Origin of the sequence: Acinetobacter sp. TWP2-2-3 (genome assembly GCF_049896445.1) — a bacterium.
Classification (GTDB): domain Bacteria; phylum Pseudomonadota; class Gammaproteobacteria; order Pseudomonadales; family Moraxellaceae; genus Acinetobacter.
Window position 1 is genome coordinate 138,969 of record NZ_JAFCUI010000004.1, and the last position, 17,638, is coordinate 156,606.

17 protein-coding genes are annotated in these 17,638 nt (G+C 39.3%); 11 read left to right on the forward strand and 6 right to left on the reverse strand.

Translation table 11 applies throughout. From position 1 onward, the window contains the following. Window positions 1-191 precede the first annotated feature (191 nt). The 3 genes from ACP7AK_RS07660 (at window position 192) to ACP7AK_RS07670 (ending at window position 3,646) form a co-directional block, all read left to right on the forward strand. Window positions 192-617, forward strand: a complete 426-nt coding sequence (locus ACP7AK_RS07660) for a pilin (RefSeq protein ID WP_425879400.1) — start codon at window positions 192-194, stop codon at window positions 615-617. After that, window positions 617-1,891 carry an O-antigen ligase family protein gene (locus tag ACP7AK_RS07665; RefSeq protein WP_425879402.1) on the forward strand — a complete coding sequence of 425 codons (1,275 nt, stop codon included), beginning with the start codon at window positions 617-619 and terminating at the stop codon, window positions 1,889-1,891. The genes ACP7AK_RS07660 and ACP7AK_RS07665 overlap by 1 nt, the downstream gene beginning before the upstream one ends. Before the next feature lie 120 nt (window positions 1,892-2,011). Beyond that, complete coding sequence (locus ACP7AK_RS07670) at window positions 2,012-3,646, forward strand: Wzy polymerase domain-containing protein (RefSeq protein ID WP_425879404.1); 1,635 nt, start codon at window positions 2,012-2,014, stop codon at window positions 3,644-3,646. A gap of 49 nt (window positions 3,647-3,695) precedes the next feature. On the opposite strand, the gene bfr is transcribed toward ACP7AK_RS07670, so the two are convergent. From bfr to gmk, 6 genes are all read right to left on the reverse strand, one after another. Then, window positions 3,696-4,160 carry a heteropolymeric bacterioferritin subunit Bfr gene (bfr, locus tag ACP7AK_RS07675; protein WP_005101322.1) on the reverse strand — a complete coding sequence of 155 codons (465 nt, stop codon included), beginning with the start codon at window positions 4,158-4,160 and terminating at the stop codon, window positions 3,696-3,698. A 236-nt stretch (window positions 4,161-4,396) separates the two neighbouring features. Further along, window positions 4,397-4,591, reverse strand: a complete 195-nt coding sequence (locus tag ACP7AK_RS07680; RefSeq protein WP_004644972.1) for a bacterioferritin-associated ferredoxin — start codon at window positions 4,589-4,591, stop codon at window positions 4,397-4,399. 220 nt (window positions 4,592-4,811) lie between these two features. Beyond that, window positions 4,812-5,195, reverse strand: coding sequence for a RidA family protein (locus tag ACP7AK_RS07685; RefSeq protein ID WP_004644973.1), 384 nt, complete (start codon window positions 5,193-5,195; stop codon window positions 4,812-4,814). A 75-nt stretch (window positions 5,196-5,270) separates the two neighbouring features. Next, window positions 5,271-7,376: a RelA/SpoT family protein gene (locus ACP7AK_RS07690; RefSeq protein ID WP_425879407.1), complete on the reverse strand. Its 2,106-nt coding sequence runs from the start codon at window positions 7,374-7,376 to the stop codon at window positions 5,271-5,273. A gap of 214 nt (window positions 7,377-7,590) precedes the next feature. Next, on the reverse strand, window positions 7,591-7,872 hold the full coding sequence (gene rpoZ, locus ACP7AK_RS07695) for a DNA-directed RNA polymerase subunit omega (RefSeq protein ID WP_004281186.1): 282 nt from the start codon (window positions 7,870-7,872) through the stop codon (window positions 7,591-7,593). A gap of 76 nt (window positions 7,873-7,948) precedes the next feature. Then, window positions 7,949-8,572, reverse strand: a complete 624-nt coding sequence (gmk, locus tag ACP7AK_RS07700; RefSeq protein WP_004281187.1) for a guanylate kinase — start codon at window positions 8,570-8,572, stop codon at window positions 7,949-7,951. A 133-nt stretch (window positions 8,573-8,705) separates the two neighbouring features. Here gmk and ispH point away from each other — a divergent pair, with 133 nt between their 5' ends. The 8 genes from ispH to ACP7AK_RS07740 all read left to right on the forward strand — a co-directional run bounded on the left by ispH (window position 8,706) and on the right by ACP7AK_RS07740 (window position 17,595). Beyond that, window positions 8,706-9,656 (forward strand): 4-hydroxy-3-methylbut-2-enyl diphosphate reductase, encoded by a 951-nt coding sequence (gene ispH, locus ACP7AK_RS07705; RefSeq protein WP_425879410.1) that lies wholly within the window; start codon window positions 8,706-8,708, stop codon window positions 9,654-9,656. Between the two features lie 162 nt (window positions 9,657-9,818). After that, the gene (locus ACP7AK_RS07710) at window positions 9,819-10,331 is read left to right on the forward strand and encodes a pilus assembly FimT family protein (RefSeq protein ID WP_425879412.1); all 513 of its coding nucleotides are present in this window, start codon (window positions 9,819-9,821) and stop codon (window positions 10,329-10,331) included. Beyond that, window positions 10,331-10,825: a type IV pilus modification protein PilV gene (pilV, locus tag ACP7AK_RS07715; RefSeq protein ID WP_048881848.1), complete on the forward strand. Its 495-nt coding sequence runs from the start codon at window positions 10,331-10,333 to the stop codon at window positions 10,823-10,825. Before ACP7AK_RS07710 ends, pilV begins: the two co-directional genes overlap by 1 nt. Window positions 10,826-10,827: 2 nt before the next feature. Continuing rightward, on the forward strand, window positions 10,828-11,781 hold the full coding sequence (locus ACP7AK_RS07720; protein ID WP_053215401.1) for a PilW family protein: 954 nt from the start codon (window positions 10,828-10,830) through the stop codon (window positions 11,779-11,781). Next, a complete protein-coding gene (locus tag ACP7AK_RS07725) occupies window positions 11,778-12,524 on the forward strand; it encodes a pilus assembly PilX family protein (protein WP_048881777.1) in 747 nt (248 codons plus the stop codon). The genes ACP7AK_RS07720 and ACP7AK_RS07725 overlap by 4 nt, the downstream gene beginning before the upstream one ends. Before the next feature lie 10 nt (window positions 12,525-12,534). After that, entirely contained in the window at window positions 12,535-16,608 is a 4,074-nt protein-coding gene (locus ACP7AK_RS07730; protein WP_425879415.1) for a hypothetical protein, read from the forward strand. A gap of 10 nt (window positions 16,609-16,618) precedes the next feature. Next, on the forward strand, window positions 16,619-17,134 hold the full coding sequence (locus ACP7AK_RS07735) for a type IV pilin protein (RefSeq protein ID WP_244782754.1): 516 nt from the start codon (window positions 16,619-16,621) through the stop codon (window positions 17,132-17,134). After that, a complete protein-coding gene (locus tag ACP7AK_RS07740; RefSeq protein ID WP_224216230.1) occupies window positions 17,128-17,595 on the forward strand; it encodes a type IV pilin protein in 468 nt (155 codons plus the stop codon). Before ACP7AK_RS07735 ends, ACP7AK_RS07740 begins: the two co-directional genes overlap by 7 nt. The last annotated feature ends 43 nt before the right edge of the window (window positions 17,596-17,638 follow it).

Below are 17,638 nucleotides of genomic sequence, written 5' to 3' on the forward strand. Positions count from 1 at the left end.
AAATTTGTCAGTTAGTTACACAAAATAAAACACAAAGATTACAAAAAATAAAAATATTTTTTTAAAGTGCTGTTTTTTCTCTCAATTTTATTATAATAAAACTTGGCACACTTAGTGCTAAATATAAAATAAGCGGAATGAGCTTTTTCTTTTAAGCTTATAAATAAACAAAAACATTTGTGGAGAATGTTATGAATACAGTACAAAAGGGTTTTACCCTTATTGAGTTAATGATTGTTGTTGCAATTATCGGTATTCTTGCTGCGATTGCGATTCCTGCTTATCAAGATTATACAGTTCGTGCGCGTGTATCAGAAGGCATGACTGCTGCATCAGCAGTAAAAGCTACTGTTAGTGAAAATATCTCAAATAATGGTGGTGCACTAGCTGCAAATAACTGTCTAGGATTTACTGACGTTAGTACAGCTACTGCTAATGTGGCGTCAGTGACATGTACACCCGCTACAGGTGTAATAACAGTAACAATGACTAATAAAGCAAAAGCAGCGGCATTCACCTTGACTCCGACTGCAAGTGCAAATGGTGTAACTTGGAAGTGTGCTAAATCTGGTACTACTGATATTAAATATTTACCAGCAGAGTGTCGTGGAACCTAATGTTTGACTCAGTTAAACATTTAAAAAATAAAGAGCTATTTATAGCTCTTTATTTTTTTATTTTTATTTTAGGAATTTCTATTCAATTGAGTTTTAATTTCTACAATGAAGCTCGAGTTTTAGAAATTTTACTTTTATTAGGTTTAGGTTTCTATAGTTTTATAAATAAAGGAAATTTTTTTTTTAAAAAAGAGTTAGTTTTTTTATTTTTTATTTTCTTTGGCTTGTTTTTTTGGCTTAATTATCAAATAATTTTTTTTGAAATATTATTATTTTATTTATTATATAGAGCATTTTTTGTTTTAAAGTATAATGAAATACTATCTAAATTGATTGTGTTTTCTAGTTTGTTTATTTTTATTTTTTTCCCTGTGTCTTTATGGGAGTATTTGAATACAGGAAAATATCAAAATTGGTATCCTTTACCATGGAATATACGTGTTTATAATAGCTATTTTTTGATATTCTCTATTTTTGCAATTTGGTTTTTTTTAAAAGAAAAATATAAAATTATCTACTTGTGTTTTATATTCTTAGCTTTCTTATCAATTCTTTTGGATGGTGGTCGTTCAGCAACTTTAGCTTATACGGTTTTTATTGGGTTAATTTGCATATTCAATAGGTCGGCTCGGTTAAAATTAATATTTATATATAGTTTAACGTGGTTAGCTTATTTTTTAATTATACATTTCTCAAGTCAATCAGGTTCTAGTTTGAGATCTATTGCTAGAGATTCTACAAGTGGTCGTTATGATCTTTGGCTAAATGCATTTCAATGTTGGTTACAAAGTCCAATTTTAGGGTGTGGTTTTTATCAATTAGATCAATACCCAAGCTTATCAGCGCATCCCCATAATTTATTTATTCAAATTTTAACTGAAACAGGCTTAATAGGATTTTCTTTCTTGGCTTATATTGTTTTTAGTATTTTAAGAAAAATAAGCTTGAACCTTAAAAAAAACTATTTTGTCATCGCAGCATTAATAGCAATAGCTATAGATTTATCATTCTCGGGTATTCATATTTACCCGATTACTCAGTTTGCACTACTTTGGTTATTTGTTTTCTTGCTTAAAAATCCAGAATTTAAGCATTCAGCTTATTTTAATTCACTTAATAATAAAAAATCAACTTTAACTAAAATTATATATTTTGTTGTGTGGCTTATAATTACATTTGTATTTTTTTACTTATTTTTAAACACTTCTGTCTTGTCAGGAAGCTTACCTTCAACACCACCCCGTTTTTGGGAGTATGGTTATCAGCTTTTTTGAAAAAATATTATAAAAATTTTCACTCTTAGAACCAAATACTATTTTTCATTCAAGAAGCAGATTACCTTTTAATCTGCTTTTTGTTTATCATGTGCCCAATCTTCACTGCCTTAAATTTCTATGAAATTCACGCTTGCTCTTATCGCAGCAATCCTCATCTCTCTTGCATGGCTTATGCCTGTTCATTATCGTCCTTGGGTCACTTATACGGGTGAGCTATACGCATTTTTTGCATTATTTGTGCTAGCTACAATCTGTCTAAAAGAAAAATTAAGAATTCCAGTAGTTAGTCTGCCGCTATTGTTACTCACCTGTGTACCATTTATACATTTTCTGACAGGACAGGTCTTTTTCTTTAGCACAGCCATGATGGGCTTTATTTTTGTCTTTAGTTTTTGGCTCGTGAGTGTGTTGGGTTATAACCTTTCAATAGGAGATTATAATCGGGAAAAAACCTTTACCAACCTTAGCTATGTGTTTTTGGCTTCAGGTACAGTCACAGGCATTATCGCACTTTGCCAGTGGACTAATTTGGACGCGACTTTGCCAGGTATGGTGAATATCAGCGGTAATCAGCGGCCCTATGCTAATTTCGCTCAGCCAAATAATATGGCAACTTTTTTAGTCATGGCTTTGATGAGCTGCCTTTACTTATATGAAAATAAAAAAATCCATACCAAATGGTTATTTGCCTGCGCTGCAGTGATTGTTATGGGAGCGGCTTTAAGTCAGTCACGTACTGCTTGGGTTGCTGCAATCGCGATTATGCTATATCTGGCGTTCTACCAATATAAAGGCATTATCCGCCTGAAATGGTATTACAGCACAGCGTGGTTCATTTTTTTTATTTCCTGTATTGTGGCTTTTCCATTACTCAGTCAGCTCGCTGCACAAGTAATGGATACGGACGTCGTACAAAGCAGGGATGTGGTATCTCGTGCTACCGGAGATATGTCGCGTATTGCGATCTGGCAGCAAATGCTGGCAGCGATTCAGGCACAACCTTGGTTTGGCTATGGTTGGTATCAAACTAGCGCAGCGTTCGTTTCAGTTAGCGATACTGTACAAGGCCCGGTGTGGATCCGTAGTGCACATAATTTTATTATTGATTTCCTGATCTGGAATGGACTGATCATCGGTCTGCCTTTCTTGGCATATTTTGGTTATTTAGGCTTTCAGTTACAGCGCTGGGTGAATACGCCAGAATCTGTCATTGGAATCTTGATGATCGGGGCTTTTGTGACGCATGCCATGTTTGAGTTTCCACAGCATTATGCCTATTTCCTGTTGCCAGTAGGTTTTATTCTGGGTACGGTTCTGGCACAAAGTCCAAAAACTAAAAAAGTGGTTATGCCATCAATTGGTATGAAATTCATTTTTGCTGTTGGGTTACTTCTATTAATTGTGATTTATCGCGATTATGATGTTGCAGTACCAAAACTCGGGCAAAGTATTCGTTATGAGAAACAGGCGGAAAAAATCACCAATGAAAAACCAATTTATCTACTGACTGAGTTTAATCATCGTATTGCCTGGATTCGTCTGAATCCTTATAGCAAAGCGTCTGCTGAACAGATTCAGGAAGGTGAACAAATGGTCTTGAGTTATCCGACTAAATATAACCTGATCAAATATGCCAAACTTTTAGCTTTTAATGGATATGAGGCGGAAGCCAAGCACCAGCTGCAACGCTTAAAGACCATTCAGAAAACTGAAATGAGTTATGAAGAATTAACGCAGGATGTACCTCGCTAAATACAAAAAAGCCAGTAGATGCTGGCTTTTTCTTGTCTTAATTTTGAGTTTAGAGCTGACTTTGAATATAGTTTTCAATGCCAATGCTTTCGATCAGATCAATTTGTGTCGTTGTCCAATCCAGATAATTTTCTTCTTTCTCTAGAATTTCCTGAACCAGATCACGCGTCACATAATCCATTTGAGTTTCAGCTAATGCCACAGCTTTCTGGATGGCTTCAATATTTTCTTTAACTTTGCGCACATCACAATGCAGCACTTCTTGAGTATGCTGACCAATATACAGTTTGCCCAGATTCTGTAAATTCGGCAGACCTTCCAAAAATAAAATACGTTCAATAATTTTATCGGCATGTTTCATCTGAACAATGGATTCTTTATATTCTGCCGAGCCCAGTTTCTCAATGCCCCAGTCATTAAACATGCGCGAATGCAGGAAATACTGGTTAATGGCAGTTAAGTGGTGATACAACACCTGATTGAGCTGATTAATCACATCACGATTGCCTTTCATCGCATAACTCCATTTGGACCTGTTTTATCTTTCTAAGAAAGCGCTCTAATCCTGATAGTAAAGCAAGTCAGGGGCAAATGGCGAGTAATTTATGGAACAGCAAATGAAAATCGACATCGAATCGATCCAGACTCAGATGAGTGGCAATAAAAACCCGCCAGAGTCAAAGGCGGGGGAGGAGTAATGATCGAAGATCATTGTTTTTCATTATGCTTATAAGGAGAAATATTTTTAATTTATGCTGCAACGGCCAGTCGTGCTGCAATTTGTGAAACTTCATCACTGATGATCATACGAGCTTCTGGTGCACAGCGGCCACAGCAAGTTCCCAAGTCCAACATATCGCGGACATCACGATAACTTTCAGCGCCATTTGCAATAGCATCTTTAATGTCTTGATCTGTAATGCCACGGCATAGACAAACGTACATAGGACACAACCACAGTGATTAAATAAGATAAGTAATATTATTGATAATTGTTATCGTTTGTCAATAAAAATCATTTGAAATAGCTTTTATCATGATTGATGATTTAGATAAAAAAGCATCATCTGAGCGGAAATCCGAGTACTGCTCGGATTTCCACACAAAAGCGATTCATGATTTAGAATGAGATATTGCAGGGCGGGGATTGAGTGATTTTTATAACTTATTGATTAATGATGACAATACCATCCATCTCAACCAAGGCATCTTTAGGCAGGCTTGCGACACCTAAAGCGGCACGTGCTGGATAAGGCTGGGCAAAATACTCGCCCATAATCTGGTTCACAAGTTGAAAATGAGATAAATCGGTCAGAAAAATATTCAGTTTGGCGATATCTGCCAAAGAACCACCAGCAGCTTCGCAGACTGCTTTTAAATTATCAAACACCCGGCGAATTTGAGCTTCAATGCCTTCAACCAGCTCCATACTATAAGGATCCAGGCCAATCTGACCTGATAGATATAAGGTATCACCCACTAAAATGGCTTGCGAATAAGTGCCAATCGCAGCAGGGGCATTTTCAGTATGGATTACTTGGCGGGACATTAATTTCTCCTTTTATCATCGACATACATCATATTCGATCAATTCGGCCGATAGAAGCACTATCGTTTTAAATGATCAACTCGCTTTAGAAGCTTCACTGAAAACGACGGGCTGAGCTAGACGGATAATTCGTGGGAAACCGAAATACATGCGTAAATCCCGGATAATCTGTGCAATCTGTTTACGGTTATGCACCACGATATTGACATAGGTTTTGTCATCCTGAGTACGTACCATTTCTACCCCGGAATGCGCTTTACGGCATTGGTAAATCAGGTCGGAAATCTGCTCGTCATTCATATCCAGGTCAATGCTAAGATAGGCAGTAAAGCTGATATCTTCCAGATCATCCGAGGTCCACTGTAACAGCATGATATTTTCTGGATGCTGATGCTGTTCATGCAGCAGGTTGTGACAGCGTGCACGATGCACAATTAAACCGCGACGGGTCAAATGACCCTGAATCGGATCACCCAGCACAGGATTACAGCAATGTGCATATTTGACATCGACACCTTCCGTTCCCTGAATCAGACGGTCTGAGCTGGCAATATTCTGATGTTGATCTTGGGCAAATAAATGGTTGGCCACCAGTTGCGGTAATAAATCACCGACTGCAATCTGTTCAAACAGCTGTTCCTTGCTGGAAACATGGCGCCATTCCAAAAGGTTCTTCCAGTCTGCTTCGGTCAGATCACGAATGGAACGATGGAACAGTTTCAGTGCACGATTGAGTGCCTGTTGTCCGACCAGACGTTGCTCATCTGGATCTTGATCGCGCAGAATATTCTGAATAGCACGACGGGCTTTCTGGGTATTAATAAAACTGAGCCAATCCGGATTCGGGGTGGCGAGGACATCGGTAATAATTTCGACTACCTGACCACTCACTAAAGGCGTTGAAAGCGGCTTAGTTTCATTGTTAATTTTTGCACCAACGGCATGGTTGCCTAGGAATAAACTTGCGGCATAAGCAAAGTCAACCGCCGTGGCGCCTTGCGGCAATTCATGTAAATGACCGTGTGGGGTATAGACCCAGATTTTTTCCTGATGTAAATAGTCCAGTAGTTCACTGAAAGTGGTTTTGGCACATTCACCATCGACCAGTACATTCAGATTCTGCATTGAGGCCTGAATCGCAGAGCGGCAGGCCTGAGGAGCACTTTCACCGAGCACGACACCAAAACGTGCCGCTTTACGCATGAGTTCTGTTTGAATGGTAAGCGATAGGGTCGTCTTTTCGCCTTTCAAACGCATCATTAAGGACTGGTTGCCTCCCGGTAATGGGCGGCGGATATGATCTTCATAACTCTGGATTTTAAAACTTTGGGTCAGAATTTCTGCCAGTCGGTCACAGTCCGCGATGCTCTGTAAAATAATTTCAAAAGCATGGCTGTGAGTCAATTCTTGTAGATCGATGTCATTTTTAACGAAGTGGCGCAGTAGCTCAATATTGTTATTTTTCTTCTTAATCCGGCCTTGAATGGCATTCTGTTGCAGCAGTTCAGTTAGGTTCTTTTCCCATTTGGCCTGATATTCACAGCGTTTTGGCTTGGTTTCCAGCAGGGCAGCCTGCACATCGTTATACATATCCAGATCTAGATTCTGATAACAAAGATGTTCCAGGTTATCGGCCATTTCGTTCATACCGACAATACGTGCCATTGGAACAAAAATTTCAAAGGTTTCGCGGGCAATACGCGCGCGTTTGTCGGGACGCAGTGCGTCCAAAGTGGTCATGTTGTGATAACGGTCGGCCAGTTTCACGATAATGACACGTGGATCTTGTAGAGTCGCTTGCAGGATTTTCCGGAAAGAAGCCGCTTTATTATATTCTTTATCGCTGGAATGACTCAGTTTGGTGACACCATCGACCAGTTCAGCGACGGTAAAACCAAAAATCTTGCTAATATCGTCTTTGTTGAACTCAGTATCTTCAATCACATCATGCAGCAGGGCAGCCATTAAAGTTTCAGTGTCCAAACGCATATGCGCCAAGATACAGCTGACCGCAATCGGATGCAGAATATAGGGTTCACCACTTTTACGCACAATCCCGTCATGCGCCATATCTGCATAATCACAGGCCGCAAGCACACGTTCGACATCGCTTTCACTTAAATACGCATCGATAATGATCTCTAACTGCTGCTTGGCTTGACTGACCTGTGGGCCTGGCATAAAACACCTTTTCAACTGAATTTTTTACAAATAAAACGTGAAAGCATTCTAGAAATGTGAATTTCTTGGCTTGATGGTTTTTTGCTGCTACAGAGCAGAAAACCAATACAAACTTGATAGCTAACCCTTATGTTATAACCGTTCTGGCATAAATATAAAAGTCACATAACAAAAAAAGCCTAGTTTAGAACTAGGCTTTTTGAGTGACGATCTCTTATTGGAAAGAAAAACCGTCTAAGTTTAGATTATTTGCAGAAAGTGCAAGATCCAAGCTTGATGTTTGATAGTCTTGATCACGTTGTTTCAAAATGTCTTTTGATACATGACCTGAAGCGATTTCACGTAAAGCAACAACAGTCGGTTTGTCATTGTCCCATTCTACAGTTGGTTCAATACCTTGACGTGCCAATTGACGCGCGCGCTTGCTTGCCACTAGTACAAGCTCAAAGCGGTTGTCTACATGGTCTAAACAATCTTCAACGGTGACGCGTGCCATAAGAATTCTCGTTTGAATAATAAATTTTAACAGACTGCACAGTATAAAAGGCTTTGTCTATAGACTCAAGTTTTAATCACTGCTCAGTTGGCGTAATCAGTTTTTGGATCAGTTTTTCATGACGGTTGGCTTGCTGGCTAAGCACCAGACGATTGGCGATAATCACCGCTTCCAGGTCATGCAGTGCCTTATTAAAGTCGTCATTAATAATGATATAGTCAAAGTTGCTATATTGCTGCATATCTTCTACCGCGCAGCTTAGACGATGTTCAATCACATCCACCGCATCAGTACCACGGTTAGACAGGCGTTCACGCAAGTCGAACTGGCTTGGTGGTAAGATAAAAATTTGTTTAGATTCAGGAAAAAGTCGACGAACCTGTTGCGCACCTTGCCAGTCAATTTCCAGTAGCACATCATGACCTTTGGCCAGTTGTTCTTTGACTGTGGCTTGCGCGGTACCGTAGTAATTACCAAATACTTCGGCGTATTCGATAAAACCGCCTTCATTGACCAGATTTAAAAAATCTTCTTTATTTGAGAAATGATAGTGTACGCCATCGAGTTCGCCAGGTCGTTGACCGCGTGTAGTGTGTGACACAGAAACGTGAAGATTGTTGACACGCTCAAGTAGGGCTTTAACAAGGGATGTTTTGCCTGTTCCAGACGCTGCAGAAACGACAAACAAGAGACCCGACATGATATTTTTCCTGATATGATAAAATATCTTCTCTATTTTAGAGTAGAGCGGCTTTAAACTAAATAGTTGTCAGTCGATTGTTTACATTTATTTCAATTGAACCGCTAAAAATGGTGTGAGTATTGAGGATTCTATGGAAATTGTTTTAGCCAACCCACGTGGTTTTTGTGCTGGTGTAGATCGTGCCATTGCGATCGTGAACCGTGCCCTAGAATGCTTTAACCCACCGATTTATGTGCGTCATGAAGTGGTGCACAACAAATTTGTCGTAGATGACTTACGCCAGCGCGGTGCAATTTTTGTTGATGAACTCGATGAAGTCCCTGATAACAATATTGTGATTTTTAGCGCACATGGGGTTTCGAAAGCGGTACAGCTTGAAGCTGAGCGTCGTGGTTTAAAAGTCTTCGATGCGACTTGTCCCTTGGTGACCAAGGTGCATATCGAAGTGACTAAATATGCCCGTGAAGGTGTAGAGGCCATTCTGATTGGTCATGAAGGCCATCCAGAAGTTGAAGGCACCATGGGGCAATATGACAAGAAAAATGGTGGTGAGATTTATCTGGTTGAAGATGAAGAAGATGTCGCTGCCTTAAGCGTGCATCACCCTGAAAAAGTCGCTTTTGTCACGCAAACGACCTTATCGATTGACGATACGGCGAAAGTGATTGATGCCTTGCGTCAAAAATTCCCGCTAATTCAAGGTCCACGTAAAGACGATATTTGTTATGCTACACAGAACCGTCAGGATGCAGTGCGTGACTTGGCAGAACGTTGTGATGTGGTACTTGTTGTGGGTTCACCCAATTCCTCTAATTCAAACCGTTTGCGTGAACTGGCTGAACGTATGGGGAAAGCTGCTTATCTGGTGGATAATGCTGATCAACTCAAACAGGAGTGGTTTGCAGAAAATGCCCAGATTGGGGTAACAGCAGGCGCCTCTGCACCGGAAATTCTGATCAAACAGGTGATTCAGCGTTTGCAGGATTGGGGTGCACAAGCGCCCAAAGAGTTGGATGGCCGAGAAGAAAATATTACCTTTAGTTTACCTAAAGAGTTACGTATTCCGGTAACTCAGGCCTAAAGTGTTAAGCATTTAACATTCTGAGTTTTTTATGAATTGACAGATAAGTGCTTTTTGGCAATTATCTGTTTTTTTATACCTTTTATCTGTTGTGTGTAGTTATTGTAATTTTAATAAGTAATAGTTTACATGGGTCAGTCTAAGGCCTAGGGGAGGGGGAATATGCGTAAAATCCAGGGATTTACCTTAATTGAACTGATGGTGACGATTGCGGTATTGGCGATTATTGCAGGAATAGCTGCTCCTTCGTTTGGAAATGCTATAAAAAAACAACAGTTAAATAATACTGCTAAAGAACTTGCATATTTATTTGGTCAAGCTCGTGCTCAATCTGCCGCCCTGCGTAAACAGGTAACCATAAAATTTAACAATGGCACTAATGATGCAACTACTTTTCATTGGACTTCTAAATATAGTGATATAAGGCTTACCAGTGATACGACAGATGTGGTATTCCAGCCCATAGGTTTAGTCACTAAAAGAAACAAGCAAATTGATAATCCTAGCTTTAATCCACTTCTACCTGAAAATAACACTACTAATCCTAAGAAAATTGATCAAGTGGTTCCACTCGTTTTTACAGTATGCAGTACGAAATTGGCTGCCTCAAAAGAAATCAGTATTTCTAGAACAGGTGTAATTGAAAAAATTGAAAATAAAGCAGGGGCATGTTGATGATCAAATCACAATATGGCGTTGGACTAATGGAAGTATTGGTAGCACTTTTTATTTTAGCTGTAGGAGTAGTCGGTTTCTCGGTATTGCAGCTCCGTGCACTTCAGGCGATGACGGAAGCAACTGACCGAACAATGGCCATGACAGTGGCTCGCGATTTGACCGATCGTATGCGCATTAATCGTTTAGCTTTAAATCATTATGTAACTGCTATCAACACCAAACAGTCAGAAACAGGCTGTTTAGGAAGTAGCTCTACCTATGTACCTGCATGTGATGGCCAAAAAATAGCCAAATATGATGCGACACAGATTTTAAGCAAGGCAGAAAGTTTGGGGCAGACGATTGTGATGAAGCAGTGTGAAGGAAGCAGTCGCACCTGTATTTATATTGCATGGGGAAAAACAGCCATTACAAAAGATGATATTTCTACATGTATGGCTAATGGAGTATATAAAGCTGGCGCACAATGCCTAGTAATGGAGGCATATTAAGGATGAAACCACAATCTGGCTTTACACTTATCGAACTTATGATTTCCCTTGTGCTGGGATTACTTATTACAGCCGCAGCTATACAACTTTATATTACCGCTCAAAAAAATATGGCTATACAACAAGGCGCAGCTAATTTGCAGAATAGTGCCAGTTTTGGCCTGGAATATATGTTGCGCAATATACGTCTAGCGAATTTAAACTCAGGTAAACCGATTATGGATCCCTCGATATTACATGGGGGGATTGTCTTAGATAGGGCTAATCTTAGTACCAATTCAACGTTTAAGATCACTGGAGCTGATGCGAGTAATAACCTCATGACAGCAGGAAATATCGGACCTTCAAATTTACAGGGATTAAAAAGCGATCAACTGGTGATCCAGTATCGCAATACTATTAATAATAAATATGACTGTGAAGGTACTGAAATTGCTAGAAATGTATATGTAGTCGAACGTTATTTTTTAAGAGCAGATAGCAAGGTAAATAATGATCCAAATGCTGCTTTAGCATTAGCCTGTAAAGCTACCAGCTATTCTGGTGATAATGATCTTAAACTTGATAACTTAAATGGGAACGGTGAGGTCATTATTCCTCGAGTCGACCATTTACACATTTTATTAGGTGTCGCCAGTGACACTGTTGATGCTACCAAATCACCAGCAGTTGCAGGCCAGGATGGGGTACTGGATCGTTTTGGCTACATTAGTATTCCTAATTATTTAGCTTTGGCAACTAAACCTCAGATTGTATCTCTTCAATTAGGGATGCTGGTGCGTTCACCAGATAGTGTGGGGAATAATAGTGCTGTTGACCCAAATAAAAACTATCAAATTTTTGATATTAATAAGCCTTTAATTGCTGACAATAAAAATAATTTGTATATGAGGCAAGTAGTTACCCAAACAGTAGCACTGAGAAATGGATTTGGTATTCAGGAGAATCCTCAATGAAAGCTTTATCTATACAGCGAGGAGCTACTTTAATTGTAGTTCTGGTTATGCTCATCCTATTAACTTTAGTGGGAACCTGGGCAATCAGAGGAAGCTTAACCTCCTTAAATATTGCTACGAATACGCAGGCACAGGCCCTGCTTCAGCAAGCCTCTGATGCCATATTTTTTAGCTTGGAAAATCAGACTTCTGATGATTTTGCGCTAACCAATATGAGGATTGGGGATGGAATGCTGGCTTATGTATTAAGACCGGAAAATAAGGATAAAGAACTTGTATTCTGTATTCGTGGGGGGGATGCGAATACTCTGGAGGGGAGTCGGAATGCAAGTGCTGTCTATTGGGAAGGTAGTCAAATTAAAAATTCTCAACTGGGAAATATCGGCTTTTGCAAAATTTCTCGTAAATCAGACTTCATTAGTGGCCGTTCAGCAGTAATGACGCGAGTGGGCATTCGAGCGGATAGTTCTGGTCTGGATTGGGAACATTTATTGGAAGGAGATGATGCCCAGCTATCAAAAACTCAACAGATCCAGAAAGTGGCAGTCAACGTTATTTCTATTATTCCAAATTTAAGTGAAAGCTCTGCAACAGATATCCAAAACTGCTTATCCAATTACACAAGTTTTTATGATTCTTTGGCCGCCAATAAGACGGTAGCAGAGTGTTTAAAGGATCATAATGTGCCTTATAGCGATCAGGAAATGCAATACACCCTAAGACCTGTAAAAGGAACATCGTAAAGGAATGCTAATGATGAAATATATAAAAAAACAAGTGAATATGACACCATTTTTCCGAAAAACGATTGTCTCTAAATTTAAAGTAGCGGGAATCTCTACAGTATTAACTGCTTTATTATGTGCTGCGCTCCCTATGAGTTATGCAAGTGATATTGAAATTTATAAGGTGCCTGAAGATAGTGTAGGCAGTACTACATTAATGTTGATGCTCGATTTATCAGGCAGTATGGGATATGGGGTAGGATACAGTAATACGTCCATGAGTATTCAGGATGATTATGGTGTATGTGTGGGCTCAAGAAATAATGTAGTAGAGGATACAACAACGACTCCTTTATACTCACGTTACTATTGTGCAGTTTCTGCTAGTGCAGCTAGTTCTAAAGTCAAGGATCCTCAAACGGGTTGTGAAAAACAGCCTAATGGTAGTTACCGATGCTATGACCGTTTAACCCGGTTAAAAGATGGGTTAAGAGAAATTTTACAGGGCACCCCTACTGTACCTCGGGTGAGTGATAAAATCGTTCTAGGCCTTTCTACCTTTGCTGGAGATAATGGTTATATCCGAGTACCTGCAAGACCTTTAAGTGAAGTTATAAGTACTTACCAAGTATTGGAGACAACTTTAGTTGAAGAAGAATATATAGATAAGGTTCAAGTTGGTACAACAACAAAAAACTATACTTTTGATAAAGAAAGGTGGGCTAGTTATACAGTTACAGAAAAAGAATCCTATAGATGTTACCTAATTTTTACTTGTACAAGAGATGTTCCTGTAACCTATTATCAAGCTTGTAAGAATGCTTGGGATTCTACTTCTCCGTATGCTTGTAGTTCATGGTCTGCTCCTTCAAAAGACATGCCAACTAATTTTAATGATAAGCTTCCATTCAAATCCTGTACCCAAGGTGATAATTGTAAAATTTTTTACGAAAAAGACCAAACTGGAACAACTGAAGTTCCAGTTTATGAAAATGTGACCAAAACAAGAACAGTTGAAAAACAAACTTGGGTGACAAAAAATATTACACAGCGAGATTTACTCCTTTCTACAATCAAAGATTTGAAAGCTAGTGGAGGAACACCAACACCATATGCATATGCTGAAGCTGCTGCATATTTAATGGGGCAACCTACCTTAAATAATAATACTTATAGTGGATTTAATTTATCTGTTGTAGATGCTAAAGATACAACTAAAACTCGAACTTATTTGGCACCTCAATCCATTAGTGGTCAAGTTAATAATCCAGAAAAACGTGAGTGTAGTGGACAAGGAATTTACTTTTTAACAGATGGAGAACCATCACCTGGAGGGAATTCTACTAATATATATAATGCTATGAATACAACATTAGGAAGTCAGTCAGCCCAATTTGATTGTAGTCTAAGCCCTTTAGGTAACCGTGGTCCATATGGTAGCAGTAACAATGGTTGGGCATGTGTCGGTAGATATGCACAAGCGTTACTAGATCCTGCAAAAAATCCTGTCGGTTTAAAAATTAAAACTGCTGTTGTAGGGTTTGGTAGCGATTTCAATGGGGATAGTAACCCAGACGTACAAGATGCAAAAGATTGGGGGGTACTGGGTGGCGGTGGCTGGAAAGCTGGTTCTAACTCTAAAGATATTTCAGACAGTATTAATAAGTTCGTTGAGGAATTGAATAAAGATATTCCATCTATGAGTACCGGGTCATCAACGATTCCATTAGATGATTTGAACCCTGCAATTGTACAGCCTTATTCTTACTTCCCACAGTTTGAGCCAAAAGTAAATCCAGTAGAGCGTCAGCAAATCTGGTTTGGTAATTTGAAAAAGTTCCACGTAGTGAATAATGGAGTTTATGCAAGTAAAACGCCTAGCGATTTAACTGTGGTGGTGAAAAAAAGTAAATTGCAAGATTTAGCTGATATCTGGGCCAAAGCTGGGATGAGTTATCCAGAAAATGCACCAATATTTAAAAAAGGCGGAGCTTTAAGTCAGCTTCCTTTAGGGCTTGGTACTAATACAACGGGTAATTCAGTAACTGCGAGAACTCTCTTAACTGACTATAGTTATGATGGAACTAAACCTGTAGCTGAGCAAGTTTCTCGTAATTTAGATCTAGTCAAAATTGATCATACTTATACAACTAATGCGAAGACTAAAACAGATGGTACTTATTCAAGAGCTTTAATGAGCTTGCTCGGTTTCAATATTCCAAGTGATATTTCTACAACTGATCTCGATCTTTCTACCTATTCGGCTACAGTAAGACAAATGGGAAGCATTCTGCATTCTAAACCTATCCTGATTACTCAGCAGGGTAAGGCAGTAGCTGAGAAAGACAACAATACAGGTAAAATCAGTATTGGTAGTACAAATCGTGAAGATTATGTGCTATTCGGGACAACTCAAGGTTTGATCCATATTGTAAATGCAGAGACTGGGGTAGAAAAATTTTCTTTTGTTCCTAAAGAAATTATTGAAGGTCAGTCAGAAACTTTCAAAAATGAAGGAGGAAATCTGGCGGGAGGGAAAGATGCTCTTTATTATGGTATGGATGGCGAATGGACTGCTCACACAATCTATGTCAGTAAAAGTGATGGGACTCTAACTGTAAAAGGAACTTCTCGTACTGACTTGGATGGTAAAACTGAGGACCTGAGCGGTAAGCAGTGGGTATATGGCGGAATGAGAATGGGTGGACGTAGTTATTACGCCCTAGATCTAACCGATATTAATAGTCCAAAAATTAAATTCCATATTGATCCAAGCGCAGGCAAAGTATATTCGCAAAAAAATCCTGCCGGTAAGTCTTTTAGTGCATTAAGTAAAATGGGCCAGAGCTGGTCTAAACCAAGCCTTGGCTATATTAACTGGCAAGGCAAACGTAAACTCGTCATGATTGTCGGAGGAGGGTACGATGCGGGTGGAGTTGATGGAGATGGTTTGAAGGTCAATGGTATCCGTACGGGTTATGCTGGATATGAAATCTACAATTACAAACAGGAAAATGCCACTTCAACCAATAAAGAAATTGGTGCAGGAGTGTATATGTTTGATGCTGATACCGGGGATCTATTATGGAATGCAGACTCTAGTACTAATGATCACTTAAAATATAGTGTTGTAAGTCAGATTCGTACTGTAGACCGTAATAATGATGGGGTGATTGACCATTTATATTTTGGTGATCTTGCGGGACAAGCGTTTAGGGTGGATTTCAAGAATGATGGTGCGACGACATTTACTGCACAAGCTAACAGGATTTTAAATCTGCATCAAAATAATGGTACTAGTCCGCGTTTTTATACGATGCCAGCCTTCACGGCTCACTATAGCGCAGGTAGTAATGCTATTTATGGCGGAAATATTGTAGTCGCTACCTTTGTGTCTGGTAATCAGAGTTCGCCATTGGTAGGTACAGTAGATTCGGCACAGAAGAAAGATCCTCTAGGTTTACAATACGATGCTGCCTATGCGATCTATGATTATGATGCTTATCCAAGTACTGCTGAAGGACGTTATCCAACTTCAAATATGGAAGCAAGAACATTGGCTAGTAGCTCCGCTACCAGTCCAGCCCCTACCCAGCTGAGATATGTCAATAACGCTACGTCTTCAACTACAGTAAATAAAACTAGTGGGTGGGGAGGCTGGTATTATGTGTTTAATAAAAAGTTTGATGGTAGTGAAGCTGCAGCAAACATTATTAAAGGTCTAACTACTCCAATTGCTTTAGAGGGTAGTCTATATGTTACTCAATATGACGCATCTAATAATGGTACTACTTCAAGTTGTGGTGCTGGGGTAAAAGGGCATAGTTTTACACAGCGTTTATGTTTGCCAACAGGTGTATGTAAGCAGGATGCGAATTACACTTATAATTTAGGATCAGGGATTGTAAGTCCAAATGTGGGCAGTACAGATAATGATCCAAATAAACGGAGTCTGGTGGTACCTGATCCAAATGATGTTTGCTCAGGACCTAACTGTAGTCCATGTAAAGGTGCGGCATGTGGAGCAAATGGAAAGTTCCTGGAAACAGGCGGTTCCTTACGTTTTATTCCAAATCGTTGGTATGAAAAATATGCACAATAATCATTGGACTATGCGTATGCCGCAACAAGGATTTACATTAATTGAATTAATGGTGGTGGTTGCAATTGTGGCTATTCTTGCCACGATTGCAATCCCGAGCTATCAGACTCATACCCGAAAGGCAATCGCTGGTCAGGCCCAGCAGGAAATACAAAAGCTAGCAGAGCAGTTGGAGCGTCATAAAGGTAAAAATTTCAGCTATTTAGGTTTTGATCCTAGCTATTTGTATAAAGATAATAGTGGAAATTTAATTGGTTATAGCACAACTAACGCGCAGCTAAACCTACCTTTAAATAGTACTGGAACTGCTGTCAAATATATTATTTCAATTCGAGATGGAACGGAGAGTGCCAAACTTTTAACCAATACTAATGCGCTCGGACAAAGATGGGCTATTAAAGCAGAAAGCCAAGATCCGAATAATTTTACCTTTCTTATGACGAGTACAGGAATCCAGTGTAAAAATCAGACTAGAGCAAATGTATCTTATACAGGGTGTGGCACAGGAGGGGTGAGTACATGGTAAGAAACCGGTTAGGATTTACTCTTATTGAACTGATGTTAGTGGTAGCGGTTATTGCTATTCTTGCAGCAGTAGCTCTTCCTTCTTATCAGGAGCATGTAAGAAAGACAAAGCGTACAGAGGTACAGGCCGAGTTAATTGACATAGCAAGTAGATTGCAACAATACAAGTCAACTAATTTTAACTATAAGATTAATGCAACAACTGCGATTGATTTAACTAAGTTAGGCTTTCCTTCAGCTACTCCTTTATCTCAAAATGGTTTGTATACACTTAATTTAAGTTTTAATACAGCAGCAACAAGCTGGGTGCTAAGTGCTGTACCTTCACCCACAGGAAGTCAGAAGAATGATGGGGTAAGTTGTTTGGATGATACTGGTCAACGTTACTGGTCAAAAGTAACAGCAACTGCCAGTGCCTGTGGTAGTGCTTTAGCAGTAAATTCAAACTGGGACGGTCGCTAAATTCAAAATTGTAGCCAACCCACTTTTAATCTTTCATTCAGGG

Coding starts and splice junctions, on each gene's coding strand:
- rpoZ (WP_004281186.1), bottom strand. CDS start 7,872: ATGGCACGCGTCACCGTTGAAGATTGTTTAGACCATGTAGACAACCGC.
- gmk (WP_004281187.1), bottom strand. CDS start 8,572: ATGTCGGGTCTCTTGTTTGTCGTTTCTGCAGCGTCTGGAACAGGCAAA.
- ACP7AK_RS07660 (WP_425879400.1), top strand. CDS start 192: ATGAATACAGTACAAAAGGGTTTTACCCTTATTGAGTTAATGATTGTT.
- ACP7AK_RS07740 (WP_224216230.1), top strand. CDS start 17,128: ATGGTAAGAAACCGGTTAGGATTTACTCTTATTGAACTGATGTTAGTG.
- ACP7AK_RS07735 (WP_244782754.1), top strand. CDS start 16,619: ATGCGTATGCCGCAACAAGGATTTACATTAATTGAATTAATGGTGGTG.
- ACP7AK_RS07730 (WP_425879415.1), top strand. CDS start 12,535: ATGATGAAATATATAAAAAAACAAGTGAATATGACACCATTTTTCCGA.
- ACP7AK_RS07665 (WP_425879402.1), top strand. CDS start 617: ATGTTTGACTCAGTTAAACATTTAAAAAATAAAGAGCTATTTATAGCT.
- ACP7AK_RS07710 (WP_425879412.1), top strand. CDS start 9,819: ATGCGTAAAATCCAGGGATTTACCTTAATTGAACTGATGGTGACGATT.
- ACP7AK_RS07690 (WP_425879407.1), bottom strand. CDS start 7,376: ATGCCAGGCCCACAGGTCAGTCAAGCCAAGCAGCAGTTAGAGATCATT.
- ispH (WP_425879410.1), top strand. CDS start 8,706: ATGGAAATTGTTTTAGCCAACCCACGTGGTTTTTGTGCTGGTGTAGAT.
- ACP7AK_RS07680 (WP_004644972.1), bottom strand. CDS start 4,591: ATGTACGTTTGTCTATGCCGTGGCATTACAGATCAAGACATTAAAGAT.
- pilV (WP_048881848.1), top strand. CDS start 10,331: ATGATCAAATCACAATATGGCGTTGGACTAATGGAAGTATTGGTAGCA.
- bfr (WP_005101322.1), bottom strand. CDS start 4,160: ATGAAAGGCAATCGTGATGTGATTAATCAGCTCAATCAGGTGTTGTAT.
- ACP7AK_RS07685 (WP_004644973.1), bottom strand. CDS start 5,195: ATGTCCCGCCAAGTAATCCATACTGAAAATGCCCCTGCTGCGATTGGC.
- ACP7AK_RS07720 (WP_053215401.1), top strand. CDS start 10,828: ATGAAACCACAATCTGGCTTTACACTTATCGAACTTATGATTTCCCTT.
- ACP7AK_RS07670 (WP_425879404.1), top strand. CDS start 2,012: ATGAAATTCACGCTTGCTCTTATCGCAGCAATCCTCATCTCTCTTGCA.
- ACP7AK_RS07725 (WP_048881777.1), top strand. CDS start 11,778: ATGAAAGCTTTATCTATACAGCGAGGAGCTACTTTAATTGTAGTTCTG.